This window comes from Cognataquiflexum rubidum (assembly GCF_022538115.1).
GTDB lineage: Bacteria > Bacteroidota > Bacteroidia > Cytophagales > Cyclobacteriaceae > Cognataquiflexum > Cognataquiflexum rubidum.
The window spans coordinates 41,916-58,079 of record NZ_JAKZAL010000024.1; the positions used below are offsets into that span (position 1 = coordinate 41,916).

Below are 16,164 nucleotides of genomic sequence, written 5' to 3' on the forward strand. Positions count from 1 at the left end.
ACAGCAACCATAAAATGATGGTTCTCTTTGATAACCCAAAAATAAATAAATATCCCCATGGCGGAACATAATGACAAAGGAAAGGAGGCTGAGAACTTGGCCAAAGTTTGGTTGATGGGGCGAGGCTACGAATTTGTGGAGGCCAACTACCGGAGCGGACATGCTGAAATTGACCTTATTTTTAAGCATAAAGGAATTATGGTTTTTGTGGAAGTCAAATTCCGAAGCGGAACCGGTTTTGGCTATGCAGAGGAATTTGTAGATAGCACCAAAAGAAAGCTTCTGATAAAAGCCGCTGATAACTTTGTTTATGAAAGAGATTGGCACAAGGATATCCGGTTTGACATCGTCGGAGTATATAGAGACCAAAAAGGGAATGTAAATTTCAAGCAGTTCGAAGACGCATTTTATTAGTCAAAAAAAGAGCCTGATTTATCTATCAGGCTCCTGTTTTCAACTTTTCGGTTTGAATTTTTCTATGGGATTTTCTGTAGGTGGTAGAGATTGAAGGTAAGCAAAAATGGCTTTTAGGTCCTCCTCCTTCATCCCCGCATACATTACCCAAGGCATGATGCTCTGGAAATCACCCGGTTTGAGTTTTTCAGCTGTATGGTTTTCTCCATACATTTTGAACCGCTGTACAAACATCTCCTCTGTCCAGTTCCCCAATCCTGTCGCATGTGGGGTTAAATTGGGAGTAGAAAGTATGCCATCGGGAAAGGCAAATTCTCGGCCCCCTGCAAGTGGTTCTCCGACGTAGGCACCATCCTCGAATTTGGTATGACAATCCGCACATGCGCTTGCTGTGACTAAGTATCCGCCATAAGCTACCTGATTGTTTGGATCAGGTCTTTTGGTTAATGAAGCTTCAGCCGGCATCGTTCTCATGATGAGGTTGAACGGAAAATCAGGTTTGGATTCGGGATGGCTTGTTTCCACTGGTTCTAGGCTTCTGATGTATGCGATTACAGCCTCAATATCTTCCACGTCCATTTTCCCATAACTGTAGTAAGGCATGATTGGGAAGATGGGAGTTCCATCTCGCCTTACTCCTGTGGTGATAAGCCTGAATAATTCACCGTCTGTCCATTCTCCGATTCCAAATGGAGTGATATTCGGAGAAATGAATACTCCCGGAAATCCCATCGTAGCATCGAATCTTTCTCCTCCTGTCGCTTCTGTTCCCGGAATTGGGGGTGCTGAAAAGAGGCTAAAATCTCTTTTGGAATGGCAGTCGATACACACCATCACATGGTTTGCCAAGTATTTGCCATGTTCAATTTTCTCAGGCGTGATCTCCACTTTAAACTCCGGATCCGCGGGTCCCACATTGGGCAAGGCAAAAGATACATAGGCCACGGCGCCAATAATTACAATTACCAAGGCTGTCACCAAGTACGCAACAATTTTCAAAAGCTTTTTCATTAAGTAGTGGTTTGGGTTGAAATAAAAATTCACAAATGCACCCAAAATTTAATGATTTATATTGAATTATTAATAAAAACGAAAGAAAAGATTGACGTCTATTTTTCAAAATGGATTTAAGCTTATTGGCGAGTAGCCCAATAATCTACTTCAGTCGGGATGGAAGACCGAAGTCGGAAGACCCCCGCCTGTCGTCGGGCAGGGATGTACCGGACATGTCGGTCACCATCATTGAAATACTTTGAATGAACGCCTTCATTGGCATCATTGCGCACATACTATTTAAAATCACCCAGAAAAAATTCTGTAAAAAAAGTTGACAAATGGAGGTTTCAAAGAAGATTTTTGAGCGTGACCCAAATGGTTTCAAAAACTATCAAATGACCTTCTTCGGTAGGATGGATTCCGTCGGGTAGGTTGAGGTCAGGGTTCCCTGCCACACCTTCCAATAAAAATGGAATCAATTCGACATTTTCTTCAGCAGCTGTTTGGGGAAATAATTCTGAAAATTCTTTGGTGTATTCCTGTCCCATGTTGGGGGGAATCTGCATTCCGGCCAAAACTATAATTGTTTCAGGATATTTTCCCCGCACCAATTGGATGATTCCTTTCAGATTTTTCTTGGTCTCCGATGGAGTAATTCCGCGTAAACCATCATTTCCGCCTAATTCTAAAATAAAAATTGCCGGTTCTTCCTCCAAAAACCAATCCAAGCGGCTCAATCCGCTAGCTGTCGTTTCTCCACTCAATCCGGCATTGATGACTCTGTAGTTCAAACCAAGACTATCTATCCTAGCGGCGGTCAATCCCGGGAATGCGTCCTCGGCTTCAATTCCATATCCAGCTGTGAGGCTGTTCCCGAAAAACAGGATTAGTTTTTTTGATTGAACTGTTTCAGTTTTTGAGGTTGATTCAGATTCAGATGTTTTTTCGTTTTTTGTGGAACATGATGGAAAAAGTATGAAAATTAAGAATAGAATTGTTAGGAATGAGTGCTTCATTGGAATTCATGTTAACTTTTTAAAATGATATAAGTCCACCCTGAAGGATTCACCTCTAATATAAATGATTCAGATTGAGCTATCGATTTTATTTTATTCATTTCGTTAAGGAATATATCCTGGAATTCCTTATTTGGGATATTTCCCAGGCTTACTTTTATTAACTTTTTTGGTGAACCATTAAGCAAAAGATCATTCTTGAAATCAATATCTTTTGAAATAACTATTATGCCATGTTCATCAGCAAATTTAGCTATGGTGGCATCTTTTGTGTGATACCCATCTAAAACATTATTTACATGGATGGCTTCAAGACCCATTGAATTCAAAAATCTAACAAATTTGAATGAAATGTGGACGTCGCACAAAAATTTCATGCCATTTCTCTTATTGATTTACCTGAGATTGCCAATTTTGCAAATTCAAATACAGCTAAGAAATCTTCCTTTTCCAATTCAGGATGGTCTTCAAGGATTTCATCCATACCCATTCCGGATGCTGATAAGTCTAATAAAACCTCAACAGGCCACCTCATTCCTCTTATACATGGTTTTCCATGACATATTTCAGGATCGATCGTTATTCGATTTTGATATTTCATGATCTCGCTTTTCCCAAATCTACAATTTTTCAGCTATTTTGTTCAAACCCCATCCTTTCCTTTTATATTTAAACCCAACGAATCAAACCATTTGGCCGTTTGATTGTGTTATTGTCAAAACCAATCCACAAAGATTTTTATGAGCATATTGAGTGTAAAGGATGTGTCCAAAACCTACCAAAGCGGCACAAGAAAACTAACTGTTTTAGACCAGGTAAATTTTGATATCCAAGCAGGAGAAAGCATCTCCATCGTAGGCCCTTCGGGAAGTGGAAAAACCACTCTGCTCGGACTCTGTGCCGGATTGGATTCCGCAAGTACGGGATCTGTGGTTTTGGCAGGAAATGCATTTGAAAAGCTTTCCGAAGACCAAAGGGCCGAAGTCAGGAGCAAAAATATCGGATTCATTTTTCAGAATTTCCAATTGCTTCCTACCCTTACCGCCTTGGAAAATGTGATGGTACCTCTTGAATTAAAGAAAAGAAAGGATGCAAAAGCAAAAGCTACGGAGCTATTGACCAAAGTGGGATTGGGAGACAGGATTACACATTACCCTTCCCAGCTTTCGGGGGGAGAGCAACAGCGTGTTTCCATCGCAAGGGCTTTTGCGAATGAACCGAAAATACTTTTTGCTGATGAACCTACCGGAAACTTGGATACCGAAACCGGTGAGATGATCGAAGACCTTATTTTTGATATGAATAAAGAGCAAGGCACCACACTCATATTGGTCACCCACGATCCGGAATTAGCGAAAAGAACAAACCGCATCATCAACATCAAAGGTGGTAAAATCCAGGAGGGCAGCCATGTCTGATTTTTCTTGGGTATTGAAAATGGCCTTCCGGGATTTTAGAAAAAATTTCTCAAGGCTCCTCCTTTTTGTTTCTTCCATGGTCGTAGGAATTGCGGCCTTGGTGGGCATCAGTTCCTTTGGCGAAAACCTCAAAAAGGGGATCGACCAACAATCCAAAGAGCTTGTCGGGGCTGATTTGGTCTTGGAAAATAACAAACCTCTTGGGCCACAGCCTACCGATTCTTTGGCAATTGCTACCGCAGAAGAAATCAATTTTGCCAGTATGGTCGCATTCCCTTCCACAGGTGCAAGCCGACTGACGCAGGTTAGGGCACTTGAAGGAAATTTTCCTTTTTATGGAAAATTGGAAACCATCCCTGCCGAAGCGGAAGCTTCCTTTAGAAAGGGCGGCAAAAGGGCTTTGGTAGAAAAACTCCTCATGGCACAATTCAATGCCGTAATTGGGGACAGCATCAAAGTGGGTAATCTTTCTTTTTATATAGAAGGAGAATTGCAGAAAGTTCCGGGACAAACCGGGATTACAGCCACTGTCGCTCCTGCGGTGTATATTCCGATGGAATATGTGGAGGCCACCGGACTGATCCAATACGGCAGCAGGCTTGAATATGTCAGGTATTATCAATTGGATGACTTGACCAATCCTGATGACTTGGTGAAGAAATACGAGGAGCAATGGGAGGAAGAAAAAGTCGATGCAGACACCATTGAAGACCGGAAAAGGCAGACTGGACGTTCTTTCGAAAACTTATCGAATTTTCTGAGTTTGGTTGCCTTTATCGCTTTACTTCTCGGATGTGTGGGAGTGGCGAGTGCAGTCAATGTTTTTGTAAAAGAGAAATTGGCTTCAGTAGCTGTGCTTAGATGTCTTGGCGTATCCGCTTGGACTGCGATGAAAATTTATCTGGTTCAGATCGTGATTATGGGTTTGGCAGGCGCGTTGTTTGGATCACTTTTAGGGAGCATTTTGCAGTTTATTTTACCGACAGTTTTTGCGGATTTCCTTCCGGTGGATGTCACCATTGCACTTTCTTGGAAAAGTATAGGCTTTGGTGTAATCACCGGATTGTTGGTATCTATTTTATTTGCTTTGTTGCCTTTGTTGAAAATCAGAAAGGTATCTCCGATGGCTACTTTGCGGCCTGAGGAAGGAGAAACCAAGATCAACAAGGATCCCTTGCGTTGGGCGGTTGTGTTTGGCATTCTTTTGTTTGTCTTCGGGTTCAGCTTTTACCTGCTCAATGGATGGAAGCAAGCACTCGGTTTTACCGGATTTGTGGTTTTTGCCTTCCTGATTCTTTGGACTGTTGCGATAGGGATTATGTGGCTGATCCGGAAGTTTCTGCCGATTTCACTGCAGTATCCTTTCAGACAATCTTTGGCTAATCTGTATCGACCAAACAACCAAACTGTTTCTCTGATTGCGACAATCGGATTGGGTACGGCCATGATCAGTACCTTGTTTTTTGTCCAAAACCAATTGTTGGATGAAGCGAAGTTTGCAGACAAAAAGGACCAACCAAACATGCTGCTTTTTGACATCCAAACGCATCAGGTAGAAGCTGTAGCTGATAAGATCAGAAGCAAAGACCTTCCCATCATGCAGCAAGTGCCTATTGTAACCATGGGACTGGAGTCAATCAACGGCCTTACCAAAAAAGGAAATGACACTTTGCCTGAAGAGGAAAAACGTTCTCGGGGATTATACAACAGGGAATTTCGGGTAACCTACAGAGACACTTTGATCAGTTCTGAAAGACTGTTGAACGGAGAGCTAAGGAAAGTAACCAATCCCGGTGATTCTGTATTTGTCTCTTTCGATCAGGGATACGCCACGCGAACAGGGATCAAATTGGGCGATGAAATTATCTTCAATGTGCAGGGAAGACCCATTACGACTTATGTAGGAAGTTTTCGGGATGTGAAGTTCAATCAGGTCTCGACTAATTTTCTTGTCTTATTTCCTGAAAATGTCCTGAACAATGCGCCGAAGTTTCATGTGCTGATTACCAAAACCAAAAATGACCGACAGGCAGCAGACGTGCAGTCGGAAATTGTGAGGGAGTTTCCAAATATCTCCGTGATCAACCTGGGGGCCATAGTAGAAACATTGGAAGAAATCCTCGGCAAGATCAGCTTTGTAATTCAATTTATGGCCTTTTTCAGCATTATTACCGGGATTTTGGTTTTGATCAGCTCATTGATCATCAGCAAGTACCAAAGGATGCGGGAAAGTATTTTGCTACGGACACTTGGTGCTGACAGTGGTTTGGTCAGCAAGATCAATACCTTGGAATATTTCTTTTTGGGTTCTTTGGCTTCACTGAGCGGGATTTTGCTTTCCTTTTTGGCAACATGGTTGCTTAGTGAGTTTGTGTTTGAGTTGCCATTTAGAGGTGCATACAAAGAAGCGTTGATAGTCTATGTAGCCATTACGGCATTGACAATTTTGCTAGGCTGGCTCAATGGTCGCAAAATCGTGAAGATGCCTCCTATGGAGATTTTGAGGGGGTAGACTAGGTAGTTATCCGCAATCATGCCGGAAACCAAATATTCTTTATTTATTGGGACGGAAGACGGAAGACCGAAGACGGAAGACCGATGTGGCCTTTGGGAATAAAATTCTCAAAGGCCTTTTTATTTACTTTCCATTCCTGTATTTCACTTTTCTTTTGGTAGACTGCCATTAAAAACTATTTTTGTCTTACATAAATAAAACCAATAAAAAACATGAATACAATTAGAAATTTTGCAATTATTTTGATTTTTGGTCTTTTTATTTCAATTCAGGCTTATGCCCAAGTCCATGTTGGAGTGTACAATAGTGGTCTATTTAGTCAAATCGGAGTTGGAACAGATAATGAGAAAAAGTATTTTGGTGAATTAAGGTTCCTCGCAACGGACCTACTTGATACTCCTCTTGGAGTCGAAGGAATGTTTCATAGAAATTTTAAGAGGTCAGATTGGGTTAATTTACATGCAGGCGTAATGTTAGGCGTATTTGAAAATGGAGGAGCAAGAGTTGGATTGCCTTTAGGGTTGACTTTTAAACCCATACAAGAACATAAGAATTTTTCAATTCTTATGGAAGCAACACCGAATGTGAATTTTGATATTGGAATGATTGGATTTAGAGGAAATATCGGTCTGCGCTACACTTTCAGGAAGGAAAAAGAGTAGTATATAGGCCTCCTAAATGACAGAACCGACTATCCTCTTCATTGGGATGGTCGGTTTTTTTATTGGGTGGAAAAAGATTATTTTGATCCTGTCAAATCCACCAGCCATGAAAAAAACATTGATTCTATTTGCTTTCAGCTTCTTTTTATTTGCCTCAGAGATTTTTTCCCAGATCATGCCTTCTCCTGACAGAAAGGAAGGGGACGGCCCGTATGACAAGCTGATCCTTCGAGGAGTAACATTGATCGATGGGACAGGCTCACCGCCAATCGGTCCTATCGATATTGTTGTCCAAAAGAACAGGATCACGGAAATAACCGTCGTAGGTTATCCCGGTATTCCCATCAAAGAAGACAAAAGGCCGAAAGCCGGGCCAAATGACAAAGTGATGGAACTTGCAGGACATTACCTTTTGCCGGGATTCATTGACATGCACGGGCATATAGGAGGTTCAGGACAGGGCACTCCCGCTGAATATGTTTTCAAACTTTGGATGTCACATGGCATCACTACTGTAAAAGACCCCTCTGCAAGTAATGGACTGAGTTGGGTGCTTGACCATAAGAGAAAATCCGCCGCCAACACCATCACAGCACCGCGTTTGTTTGCGTACACAAGTTTTGGGCAGGGTTCAGAAAAACCCATCACCAATGCCGCTGAGGCCAGGGTTTGGGTAAATGAAAATGCCAAAAAAGGAGCTGACGGTATCAAATTCTTTGGTGCAAAACCTGAAGTGATGCAGGCAGCATTGGAAGAAAACAAAAGAATCGGTTTGAGGTCTTCGATGCATCATGCGCAGATGGACGTGGCGAGATGGAATGTTCTCCATTCTGCAAGGGCAGGACTGACTACGATGGAGCATTGGTATGGACTTCCTGAAGCACTTTTTGCTGACAGGACCATTCAGGATTATAGGCTGGATTATAATTATCAGAATGAACAGCACAGATTTGCGGAAGCAGGAAAGCTTTGGAAGCAGGCTGCGCCGCCGTATTCAGAGCATTGGAATAAGGTGATGCAGGAGTTGTTGGATCTGGATTTTACTTTGGATCCCACTTTCAATATCTATGAGGCAAACCGGGACCTGATGCGGGCGAGAAGGGCAGAGTGGCATGAGGAATATACACTTCCTTCCTTATGGAGATTTTACAAACCAAGCCGTGAATCCCACGGATCCTATTGGTTTGATTGGACTACAGAAGAGGAGATCCAATGGAAGGAAAATTACCGACTTTGGATGACTTTTGTCAATGAGTACAAAAACCGTGGAGGACGAGTGACGACGGGTTCAGATTCCGGATTCATTTATCAATTGTATGGATTTGCCTATATCAGGGAAATGGAATTGCTCAGGGAAGCTGGATTTCATCCTTTGGAAGTCATCAGGTCCTCGACCATGTATGCCGCGGAGGCTTTGGGAATGGAAAATGAAATCGGAACTGTGGAAGTTGGGAAATTAGCCGATTTCGTGATTTTGGAAGAAAACCCACTTCAAAACCTCAAGGTTTTATATGGCACCGGCGCTATCCGGATTGATGAAAACAATGAACCGATCAGAGTTGGCGGGGTAAAGTATACCGTGAAGGATGGAATAGTATATGATGCCAAACAACTCTTGCAGGATGTCCGTACGCTGGTACAACAGCACAAAGACCGGGAAGAATCCAGGAAATTGAAACAGCCGGGTTTGGATTGGTGAAATTGAGTGCCAAGAACCAAGTATCAAATACTAAGTACCAAGTTGACTTAGGTTTATACAGATGTAGGATCCACAATCAGAAAGTAAATTCAAATATATTTTCCAATACCTGGTACTTGGTACACTATACTACGTAAAACAATACTATGCCTCACATTCAGCTCAACACGACAAAGCTTTTTTATATCAAAGAAGGAGAAGGAAAAGAAGTAATCGTCTTCTCACATGGATTACTTTGGAGTCATAAAATGTTTCAGAGTCAGATTGATTTTTTAAAACAGAATTATACCGTCATCGCTTATGACCACAGAGGACAAGGACAATCTGAAGTGACTGACGGACCCATTGACATGGATTTGCTGACTTTGGATGCCGTGGAGCTGATAGATAAACTTGTAGGCAAACCGGTTCATTTTGTTGGGCTTTCTATGGGTGGATTTATTGGGATGCGGCTTGCGGCTAGATTTCCTGAAAAAGTAAAAAGTCTGGCTTTGCTAGAAACTTCTGCAAGTCCTGAACCCGTAGAAAACTTTCCAAAGTATAAACTTCTGAACGGGATCGTCAAATGGTTCGGCATTATTCCAACAGTTGCAGGGTCGGTGATGAAGATCATGTTTGCACAAAGTTGGCTCGAAAATCCGCAAAATGGGGATGCCTACAAAAAATGGATAAAGGAAATTCAATCCAATAAAAAATCCATCACCAAATCCGTGGAGGCTGTTATCCATAGGAAGGGAATAGAAGAAGAAATCAGACAAATCAAATGTCCGACCATGATCGTGGTGGGAGATGAGGATGTGGCCACCAAGCCCGAAAAAGCAAAGTTTATCCAAATGTCTATTCCCAATTCGGTATTGCACATGGTACCGGGAGCGGGTCATAGCAGCTGCATCGAAAAACCCGATGAAATCAATAGGCTCATTGGGGATTGGATGAGGCAGTTTTAATTTTAATGGTTATCCATTTCTTTGGCAGAAACCCCGTATCCTCTTCATCCGGGACGGATCCCGATAGCTCAAGACGAAGTCGGAAGACCCCCGCCTGTCGTCGGGCAGGGATGTACAGGGCATTTAAGTCCGCACCCCAGAATTTGAATAGATTTCAAAATTTTTGGCATCATTGCGTACGTACAGATTAATTTTTTTTAGATTATTTCAAATAAATTTTTGAAAAACAGAAATCATTTGAAACTTTTTGGTACATTTGCATGTATATACATTTAATACAAAGACATTTTATACACATGAGATTGGAAGACGAAATACAGCAAAAGGAATTTAAAGATGACTACAACAAAGCCATCGTAAATATTCTTTTTACGCAAAGCTATATCGTCACAAAGCAAAACAATCTCTTTAAGCCTTATGGTCTTTCACCGGAGCAATACAATGTGTTGAGGATCCTAAGGGGGCAAAACGGAAATCCCATTACAGTTTCTTCGATACAAGATAGGATGCTGAATAAAATGTCAAATGCATCCCGCTTAGTAGAAAAGTTAAAACAAAAAGGGCTTGTCCTCAGGGAAGAATGCCCCGCAGATAGACGTCAGGTTGATATCATGATTACTGAAAAGGGTCTTCAATTGCTCAACCAACTTCAAGAGGAAATTCTGAATCAAAACAATAACCTGATACAATTAAACCAGGAGGAAGTCAGTCAGTTGAATTTTCTGCTTGACAAACTACGGGGTTAAAAAAATTTATCTATAAACATGTCTATACATTTAATGTATCGACTCTTTAAAAAACCTTTATTGTGACTTTGGGTTGCAATAAGGAGACAACAGAAACAAACCTTTATCAATAAATTAAACAAACAAAAGTATGATTACCGCAACAGAAACAACAACCAAATGGGCAATTGACCCAACACATTCAGAAGTATCATTCAAAGTAAAACACTTGGTGATTTCTACCGTGACAGGTAATTTCAAATCATTTGAAGGGGGAGCAGAAAGCCCGTCAGATGATTTTCAGGGAGCAGAGATTTCTTTCGCAGCCCACATCGCAAGTATTGATACCAACCAATCAGACAGGGACAATCACCTGAAATCAGCAGATTTCTTTGATGCTGAAAAATATCCTAAAATGATATTTACGGGTACCTTGGAAGGAAATTCGCTGAAAGGTGAGTTGACTATCAAAGATGTTACCAAGACAGTAGTATTGAGCGCGGACTTTGGCGGTGTCGTTCAGGATCCATATGGACAAACGAAAGCAGGCTTCGAGTTGGAAGGAAAAATCAGCAGAAAAGAATTCGGATTGACTTGGAATGCCGTAACTGAAGCAGGAAGTGTGGTCGTCAGTGACCAAGTCAGAATTTTGGCTAACATTCAGATTGTAAAACAGTAATTTTGAAAATGGTTAATGGTTATTGAGTTATTCTTAATAACCATTAACCAAATAACCAAATAATTCAACCAAAAACCCCTAACACTATGTCTCCTCTAATCACAGGAATCCACCATATCACCGCAATTGCAGGCAATCCACAAAAAAACCTGGATTTCTATACAGGTTTTTTGGGTTTGAGGCTGGTGAAGAAGACCATCAATTTTGATGCACCTGATGTCTATCATTTCTATTTTGGAGATGAATTGGGTGCACCTGGGACCGTGTTCACGACTTTCCCTTTTGAAGGAGCGAGAAAAGGGACCAAAGGAACCGGAGAATTGACCTATACGGCATTTTCCATTTCCGTGGATGCATTGGGTTTTTGGATGGAAAGGCTGACCAAATTCAATATTCCTATTTCTACCCCTTTGTCAAGATTTGGTGAAAAATTGATCCGATTTGAAGACCATGACGGCATGGGTATCGAGCTCATTGCAACCGACAAAGACAGCCGAAAGGGTTGGACTTACGGTTCTATTCCATTGGAATTTTCGATTAAGGGATTTTACGGAGCTACATTGAACCTCAAAGCGAAAGAATTGACAGCGAATTTGCTTACCCAATTCATGGATTACAGGTTCATTGAGGAGGAGAATGGACGGTTCCGATATGGAACTAAAGGTGTCCCGGGTGATATCGTGGACATCGTCATTGATCCAAATGGGAGACAGGGGATGCAAAGCGCAGGAACAGTGCACCACATCGCTTTTCGGACTGCCAATGTTGCAAGCCAACTAGAGATACAACAGATATTGCTAAATAATGGCTATCATGTGACAGAAGTGAAGGATCGAAATTATTTCAAATCCATCTATTTCCGCGAACCGGGCGGAGTGTTGTTCGAAATCGCAACCGATGAACCGGGATTTGCAATCGATGAAGATGAAGCACATTTGGGAGAATTGTTAAAACTTCCTCAATGGATTGAGCCTCAAAGGGCAAAGTTAGAAGCACGGCTAGCCAAAGTTGAACTGAATATTGAAAAATATGCCTGAGTTGATACATTCCGGAAAATCGATCGAAGAAGCAACCAAAGTTGCGATCATGATTCATGGCAGAGGCGCGACTTCCGCAAGCATATTGAGTTTAAGTCAATACCTGAACTTGGATAAATTTGCATTATTGGCACCGCAAGCTCCGGGTGGTTCTTGGTATCCCTACAGCTTTATGGCACCAGATGCCAATAATGAACCTGCCTTTTCAAATTCTATTCAAGTTATTGATGGGATTGTCAAAGAAATTCTGGGCAAAGGTTTCAACTCCAGCCAAATCTACTTTATCGGATTTTCTCAGGGGGCTTGTCTTTCATTGGAATATGCTTCCCAAAAAGCCAAAAAGTATGGAGGAGTGATGGCATTTACTGGAGGATTGATTGGAGAAAAATTAAATCCCGCCAAGTACAAAGGTGATTTTCTCGGAACGCCTGTTTTTATCGGATCAAGTCACAAGGACATGCATGTTCCATTAAGCAGGATTGAGGCTTCGGAGGAATTGATAAAAAATCTAGGTGCGGAAGTGAAAACCTTGATTTTTCCTGATACGCAGCATACCATCCGTCAAGAGGAGATCGATTGGGTCAATAGGAATATGTTGAAGTGATTGAAATAAATAGTAAAAAGCCTGATCATAAAGTCAGGCTTTTTTCCTGATCCAAAGTCAATTTCTTTTTTTAGGGAAGATCCGACGACCTTTTCCAAAGTTAGGATTGGACCTTTGAAATTTTTTTGGTTTTGTTCCAACTTTGGAAAAGTTTTTCAATACCTAACAACTTTTCAAAACGATATAGAATCATCATTTGAAAAAAACTTATGACTTGTTTTCTTGTTGTTATTTATATTTGACTATGGCCAATCAATACTTAAAATTTCTCGAAGCACTTTCTCAAAACAACCATAAATCATGGATGGATGAGAACAAAGCGTGGTACCTTGCTGTCAAAGAGGAATTTTTAAATGATGTGGGCGAAATGCTCGCGGAAGTTTCTGTTTGGGAACCGGCCTTATCTTCTTTCAAAGCAAAAGACTGTGTTTTTAGACAAAACAGGGATGTCCGATTTTCAGCAAACAAAGACCCCTACAAAACCAATTTTGCCGCATATTTCTCTGTAGGGGGAAAGAAATCCCTCGGCCCGGGATACTATGTACATGTTCAGCCAGGCAATAGCTTTTTGGCAGGGGGAATATGGATGCCTGAATCCGAAAGCCTAAAAAAAATAAGGCAGGAAATAGACTATTCCGGAAAAGAATTGGAAGCCATTTTGAACGAACCGAAGTTCAAAAAGACTTTTTCAGGATTGGAAGGAGACAAACTCAAGAATATGCCAAAGGGTTATGAAATGGATCACCCTTACATTGAATTGCTCAAGCAAAAGAGTTTTATAGTATCCAATCCTATTTCCGATGCGGAAATTTCCACTGGAAGTTTTAAGAAAAAAGCAGTGGAGGGCTTCAAATTGATGAAGCCATTCCATGATTTTCTTTCCCGTGCTATAGATGAATCTGATAGCGGAGAAGGATTGATGTGATGGATTTATTGGAAATCGCTCCAGTCGATTTCATCAAAAACTCCTGAGACCGTTCCAAATCCAATCATCAACAACAAAAGAATCATCAATCCGAAACCAATAGCATACCAAATCAGTTTGGCTTTGGCCCAATTGGCTTTGTTGGGGTTTCCGGTTTTGTCCACAGCCCACACGATGAGCATGATAAATCCTACGACAGGAATATTGGCAATCAATATGGTCAAAAACCAATCGCTTGCTTTTACGGTTGGATGCTTAAAATCAGCAGTGTAGTCAAATTCCATTTTCTTCAGGGTTTTGGGAAATTAATAAGTCTTTTACTTCAAATGTGTATTCGCTGATGGCAAAATTTTCAGCGTTGAAAGGATCGGTTTGAATAAAAGAAATTTTGATGGTTTTGTAATCCTCAATTTTTGAATATCCTTGGGAATACAATTCAGCGCATTTTCTGGCTACATTTTCTTCACTCATTCTCATTTCAGGACTTTTTCCATTGAATAGCCTGAGTTCGATTGTGCCTTGGTTTTCGCCATCCGTGTATTCTTGGGATACATTTACTTCTACACTTTCAAATTCTCCCAAAGCCATTATTTCTGCTGAAGGGATGTAGCCTTCTCCGGCGATTTTGCTAAATCCCCACATCATACCTTTGACCATTGTCTCTCCATCGCAGGCGCAGGAACTGACAAACAAGGAAATTAAAAGAAAATAGATTGGACTGAATTTTTTCATTTTGCTGCAACGGCTTCAATTTCAATCAACAATTCAGGGTTGGCGAGAGAATGAACTGCTATCGTCGATCTTGCGACTTTGTTTGGGTTGGTTTCATTGTTGAAATATTCCCCATATGCCTTGAACCACGCCTCCCAATCAATTTTTCCATTCTTGTCAGGTGCAAGATAAACACGGAGAAAAACCACGTCTTCAAGTGTAAACCCACCTTCACCGATAGTTTCTTTTATCCTTTCCAATATCCCGATACTTTGCTCATAAGTATTGCCAAACCTTCCGTAAGTACCCGGAACAGCATTTTCATCCTTTACAGGAGCGACCAAACCGGATGTATAGAAATATTCTACGCCTTTTGGAATGTACACACCTCTAAGAATGGCGGCATCAGGCCGATCATACCGGACGATAAATTCCTCCTTTTCTGCGGCAACTTCTTTTTTCTCTGTGGTGACCATGCAGGAACCAAGGAAAGCAAACATGGGTAAAAGGAAAATTATTCTTTTCATCTTTTGTCTGGGTTTTCTGGAATTAAAAAGGCTTGTTTTACCAAGCCTCTTATTATTGATTCAATATGTAGTCTATTCTTCAGCTTCTGCCAATTCGTTCTCTTTCATTTTGACACGAAGGATGAAATCGCTCAATACATTCATGTAGTTGATAAAAGCATCGTATGGTGTGTCATAATGACTGAAATAGGAGTGGACATGGCCATCAGAAAAGAATTTGGTACACATGTAATAGAAATGATCGGAGGTCTGAAGGTAATTCCAATCCCTCTGGATTTCCTCGTCTTCGATGTTTTTGACACGGTTTTCCATTTCATAAAGTTTGGAAAATGCCTCATTTTGGAGGTCGTTTCCTAACCAGGCAGTCAAATCCCTTTCCTCATCCGCCCAAGAGATTGGGGTAGGTACATGAATCTTAGCTACCGGAGTTCCATTTTTCACCACCTCAGATGGTGTAGAGAAGTTGAAATCGGTATACTTAAATACTGCACTTGGAAGTGCCTTCATAAACTCAAATATTCCTGTCTCTGCCCATTGGTGTTCTCCAAAGGTCTCATAATCCATAAAAAGGTTGATGACTTGCTGCTCTTGAGGCACGGCATTGAGCCAGGTGACAAACTTCTCTGTCGTCAGAGGATAATCCGCCCAGGTCTTGTTGCTGAACCTGAAAGCGATGTCATCGCTGAGTTGGAAGTTTTTAAGAAGTATCTTCAGGTTAGGATCGATTGCGTTTTGGTAAACAAAGTTCGGACTTTTCCATCCCAAAATATGCTTGGCACCTTCTGTCAGCATTCCTTCATATCCCATTTCTGCCACCATTCCGCCGATTTTGTCAGAATAAATCAATTCTGTATTTCTAAAAACCTTTGAGGTGTAGCCGTTGAAATGTCTTTTTATTTTCTCGGTATGTCTTCCGACCATTCTCTTGAATTCATCCTTGCTTTTCAAAGAGCACAATGCATGTGCGTCTGTTTCGCTCAAGATTTCAACATGCCCGGTGGCCACCAGTTTTTTGAAACTTTCCAGCACATCAGGTGCAAATGCCTCGAACTGATCCAAGCAAACGCCTGATATTGAAAAAGCCACTTTGAACCTCCCCTGATGCATATGGATAAGGTCTAGCAAAAGGGCATTCATTGGGAGGTAGCATTTTTGGGCTACTTTCCGGATGATGCTTTTGTTACTGTAATCGTCCCAATAATAATGGTCATCACCAATATCAAAAAAGCGATAAGGCTTGATTCTTAGAGGCTGGTGAACCTGAAAGTAAAAACATATTGTTCTCATGG

At 41.3% G+C, this 16,164-nt stretch carries 20 protein-coding genes; 11 read left to right on the forward strand and 9 right to left on the reverse strand.

The annotated features are described in order from the left end of the window. Positions 1-57 precede the first annotated feature (57 nt). Complete coding sequence (locus MMU05_RS19730) at positions 58-414, forward strand: YraN family protein (protein ID WP_241143387.1); 357 nt, start codon at positions 58-60, stop codon at positions 412-414. A 39-nt stretch (positions 415-453) separates the two neighbouring features. Here the strand turns inward: MMU05_RS19730 and MMU05_RS19735 are convergent, their stop codons facing one another. The 4 genes from MMU05_RS19735 to MMU05_RS19750 all read right to left on the reverse strand — a co-directional run bounded on the left by MMU05_RS19735 (position 454) and on the right by MMU05_RS19750 (position 3,027). Continuing rightward, positions 454-1,425 carry a c-type cytochrome gene (locus MMU05_RS19735; protein ID WP_241143388.1) on the reverse strand — a complete coding sequence of 324 codons (972 nt, stop codon included), beginning with the start codon at positions 1,423-1,425 and terminating at the stop codon, positions 454-456. Positions 1,426-1,757: 332 nt separating this feature from the next. Beyond that, the gene (locus MMU05_RS19740) at positions 1,758-2,426 is read right to left on the reverse strand and encodes an arylesterase (protein WP_241143389.1); all 669 of its coding nucleotides are present in this window, start codon (positions 2,424-2,426) and stop codon (positions 1,758-1,760) included. Positions 2,427-2,437: 11 nt separating this feature from the next. Beyond that, positions 2,438-2,746 carry a DUF5615 family PIN-like protein gene (locus MMU05_RS19745; RefSeq protein WP_241143390.1) on the reverse strand — a complete coding sequence of 103 codons (309 nt, stop codon included), beginning with the start codon at positions 2,744-2,746 and terminating at the stop codon, positions 2,438-2,440. Between the two features lie 53 nt (positions 2,747-2,799). Then, positions 2,800-3,027, reverse strand: a complete 228-nt coding sequence (locus tag MMU05_RS19750; RefSeq protein ID WP_241143391.1) for a DUF433 domain-containing protein — start codon at positions 3,025-3,027, stop codon at positions 2,800-2,802. A 139-nt stretch (positions 3,028-3,166) separates the two neighbouring features. On the opposite strand from MMU05_RS19750, the gene MMU05_RS19755 reads away from it, so the two are divergent. Both MMU05_RS19755 and MMU05_RS19760 read left to right on the forward strand, forming a co-directional pair. Next, a complete protein-coding gene (locus tag MMU05_RS19755) occupies positions 3,167-3,844 on the forward strand; it encodes an ABC transporter ATP-binding protein (RefSeq protein ID WP_241143392.1) in 678 nt (225 codons plus the stop codon). Continuing rightward, positions 3,837-6,356, forward strand: a complete 2,520-nt coding sequence (locus MMU05_RS19760; RefSeq protein ID WP_241143393.1) for an ABC transporter permease — start codon at positions 3,837-3,839, stop codon at positions 6,354-6,356. Before MMU05_RS19755 ends, MMU05_RS19760 begins: the two co-directional genes overlap by 8 nt. A gap of 46 nt (positions 6,357-6,402) precedes the next feature. Here the strand turns inward: MMU05_RS19760 and MMU05_RS23045 are convergent, their stop codons facing one another. Continuing rightward, entirely contained in the window at positions 6,403-6,528 is a 126-nt protein-coding gene (locus MMU05_RS23045; RefSeq protein ID WP_262917706.1) for a hypothetical protein, read from the reverse strand. Between the two features lie 43 nt (positions 6,529-6,571). On the opposite strand from MMU05_RS23045, the gene MMU05_RS19765 reads away from it, so the two are divergent. The 8 genes from MMU05_RS19765 to MMU05_RS19800 all read left to right on the forward strand — a co-directional run bounded on the left by MMU05_RS19765 (position 6,572) and on the right by MMU05_RS19800 (position 13,637). Next, positions 6,572-7,021 (forward strand): hypothetical protein, encoded by a 450-nt coding sequence (locus MMU05_RS19765; RefSeq protein WP_241143394.1) that lies wholly within the window; start codon positions 6,572-6,574, stop codon positions 7,019-7,021. A gap of 106 nt (positions 7,022-7,127) precedes the next feature. After that, positions 7,128-8,720, forward strand: a complete 1,593-nt coding sequence (locus MMU05_RS19770; protein ID WP_241143395.1) for an amidohydrolase family protein — start codon at positions 7,128-7,130, stop codon at positions 8,718-8,720. Positions 8,721-8,866: 146 nt separating this feature from the next. Then, entirely contained in the window at positions 8,867-9,667 is an 801-nt protein-coding gene (locus MMU05_RS19775) for an alpha/beta fold hydrolase (RefSeq protein ID WP_241143396.1), read from the forward strand. A 296-nt stretch (positions 9,668-9,963) separates the two neighbouring features. After that, positions 9,964-10,413: a MarR family winged helix-turn-helix transcriptional regulator gene (locus MMU05_RS19780; RefSeq protein WP_241143397.1), complete on the forward strand. Its 450-nt coding sequence runs from the start codon at positions 9,964-9,966 to the stop codon at positions 10,411-10,413. Between the two features lie 130 nt (positions 10,414-10,543). After that, the gene (locus MMU05_RS19785) at positions 10,544-11,071 is read left to right on the forward strand and encodes a YceI family protein (protein ID WP_241143398.1); all 528 of its coding nucleotides are present in this window, start codon (positions 10,544-10,546) and stop codon (positions 11,069-11,071) included. An 86-nt stretch (positions 11,072-11,157) separates the two neighbouring features. Continuing rightward, a complete protein-coding gene (locus MMU05_RS19790; RefSeq protein WP_241143399.1) occupies positions 11,158-12,108 on the forward strand; it encodes a ring-cleaving dioxygenase in 951 nt (316 codons plus the stop codon). After that, a complete protein-coding gene (locus MMU05_RS19795; protein WP_241143400.1) occupies positions 12,101-12,712 on the forward strand; it encodes an alpha/beta hydrolase in 612 nt (203 codons plus the stop codon). The genes MMU05_RS19790 and MMU05_RS19795 overlap by 8 nt, the downstream gene beginning before the upstream one ends. Positions 12,713-12,956: 244 nt before the next feature. Continuing rightward, a complete protein-coding gene (locus MMU05_RS19800; RefSeq protein ID WP_241143401.1) occupies positions 12,957-13,637 on the forward strand; it encodes a DUF2461 domain-containing protein in 681 nt (226 codons plus the stop codon). Positions 13,638-13,642: 5 nt separating this feature from the next. Here the strand turns inward: MMU05_RS19800 and MMU05_RS19805 are convergent, their stop codons facing one another. The 4 genes from MMU05_RS19805 to MMU05_RS19820 form a co-directional block, all read right to left on the reverse strand. Further along, the gene (locus tag MMU05_RS19805) at positions 13,643-13,921 is read right to left on the reverse strand and encodes a hypothetical protein (RefSeq protein WP_113925249.1); all 279 of its coding nucleotides are present in this window, start codon (positions 13,919-13,921) and stop codon (positions 13,643-13,645) included. Beyond that, complete coding sequence (locus MMU05_RS19810) at positions 13,911-14,369, reverse strand: hypothetical protein (protein WP_241143402.1); 459 nt, start codon at positions 14,367-14,369, stop codon at positions 13,911-13,913. The genes MMU05_RS19805 and MMU05_RS19810 overlap by 11 nt, the downstream gene beginning before the upstream one ends. Continuing rightward, entirely contained in the window at positions 14,366-14,875 is a 510-nt protein-coding gene (locus tag MMU05_RS19815; protein ID WP_241143403.1) for a RidA family protein, read from the reverse strand. Before MMU05_RS19815 ends, MMU05_RS19810 begins: the two co-directional genes overlap by 4 nt. A 72-nt stretch (positions 14,876-14,947) precedes the next feature. Next, a complete protein-coding gene (locus MMU05_RS19820) occupies positions 14,948-16,162 on the reverse strand; it encodes a glycoside hydrolase family 57 protein (protein WP_241143404.1) in 1,215 nt (404 codons plus the stop codon). Positions 16,163-16,164 lie beyond the last annotated feature (2 nt).

What these genes read in the sequence shown, in the direction of transcription:
- MMU05_RS19730 (WP_241143387.1), top strand. Translation starts at nt 58, where the DNA reads ATGGCGGAACATAATGACAAAGGAAAGGAGGCTGAGAACTTGGCCAAA.
- MMU05_RS19735 (WP_241143388.1), bottom strand. Translation starts at nt 1,425, where the DNA reads ATGAAAAAGCTTTTGAAAATTGTTGCGTACTTGGTGACAGCCTTGGTA.
- MMU05_RS19740 (WP_241143389.1), bottom strand. Translation starts at nt 2,426, where the DNA reads ATGAAGCACTCATTCCTAACAATTCTATTCTTAATTTTCATACTTTTT.
- MMU05_RS19745 (WP_241143390.1), bottom strand. Translation starts at nt 2,746, where the DNA reads ATGGGTCTTGAAGCCATCCATGTAAATAATGTTTTAGATGGGTATCAC.
- MMU05_RS19750 (WP_241143391.1), bottom strand. Translation starts at nt 3,027, where the DNA reads ATGAAATATCAAAATCGAATAACGATCGATCCTGAAATATGTCATGGA.
- MMU05_RS19755 (WP_241143392.1), top strand. Translation starts at nt 3,167, where the DNA reads ATGAGCATATTGAGTGTAAAGGATGTGTCCAAAACCTACCAAAGCGGC.
- MMU05_RS19760 (WP_241143393.1), top strand. Translation starts at nt 3,837, where the DNA reads ATGTCTGATTTTTCTTGGGTATTGAAAATGGCCTTCCGGGATTTTAGA.
- MMU05_RS23045 (WP_262917706.1), bottom strand. Translation starts at nt 6,528, where the DNA reads ATGGCAGTCTACCAAAAGAAAAGTGAAATACAGGAATGGAAAGTAAAT.
- MMU05_RS19765 (WP_241143394.1), top strand. Translation starts at nt 6,572, where the DNA reads ATGAATACAATTAGAAATTTTGCAATTATTTTGATTTTTGGTCTTTTT.
- MMU05_RS19770 (WP_241143395.1), top strand. Translation starts at nt 7,128, where the DNA reads ATGAAAAAAACATTGATTCTATTTGCTTTCAGCTTCTTTTTATTTGCC.
- MMU05_RS19775 (WP_241143396.1), top strand. Translation starts at nt 8,867, where the DNA reads ATGCCTCACATTCAGCTCAACACGACAAAGCTTTTTTATATCAAAGAA.
- MMU05_RS19780 (WP_241143397.1), top strand. Translation starts at nt 9,964, where the DNA reads ATGAGATTGGAAGACGAAATACAGCAAAAGGAATTTAAAGATGACTAC.
- MMU05_RS19785 (WP_241143398.1), top strand. Translation starts at nt 10,544, where the DNA reads ATGATTACCGCAACAGAAACAACAACCAAATGGGCAATTGACCCAACA.
- MMU05_RS19790 (WP_241143399.1), top strand. Translation starts at nt 11,158, where the DNA reads ATGTCTCCTCTAATCACAGGAATCCACCATATCACCGCAATTGCAGGC.
- MMU05_RS19795 (WP_241143400.1), top strand. Translation starts at nt 12,101, where the DNA reads ATGCCTGAGTTGATACATTCCGGAAAATCGATCGAAGAAGCAACCAAA.
- MMU05_RS19800 (WP_241143401.1), top strand. Translation starts at nt 12,957, where the DNA reads ATGGCCAATCAATACTTAAAATTTCTCGAAGCACTTTCTCAAAACAAC.
- MMU05_RS19805 (WP_113925249.1), bottom strand. Translation starts at nt 13,921, where the DNA reads ATGGAATTTGACTACACTGCTGATTTTAAGCATCCAACCGTAAAAGCA.
- MMU05_RS19810 (WP_241143402.1), bottom strand. Translation starts at nt 14,369, where the DNA reads ATGAAAAAATTCAGTCCAATCTATTTTCTTTTAATTTCCTTGTTTGTC.
- MMU05_RS19815 (WP_241143403.1), bottom strand. Translation starts at nt 14,875, where the DNA reads ATGAAAAGAATAATTTTCCTTTTACCCATGTTTGCTTTCCTTGGTTCC.
- MMU05_RS19820 (WP_241143404.1), bottom strand. Translation starts at nt 16,162, where the DNA reads ATGAGAACAATATGTTTTTACTTTCAGGTTCACCAGCCTCTAAGAATC.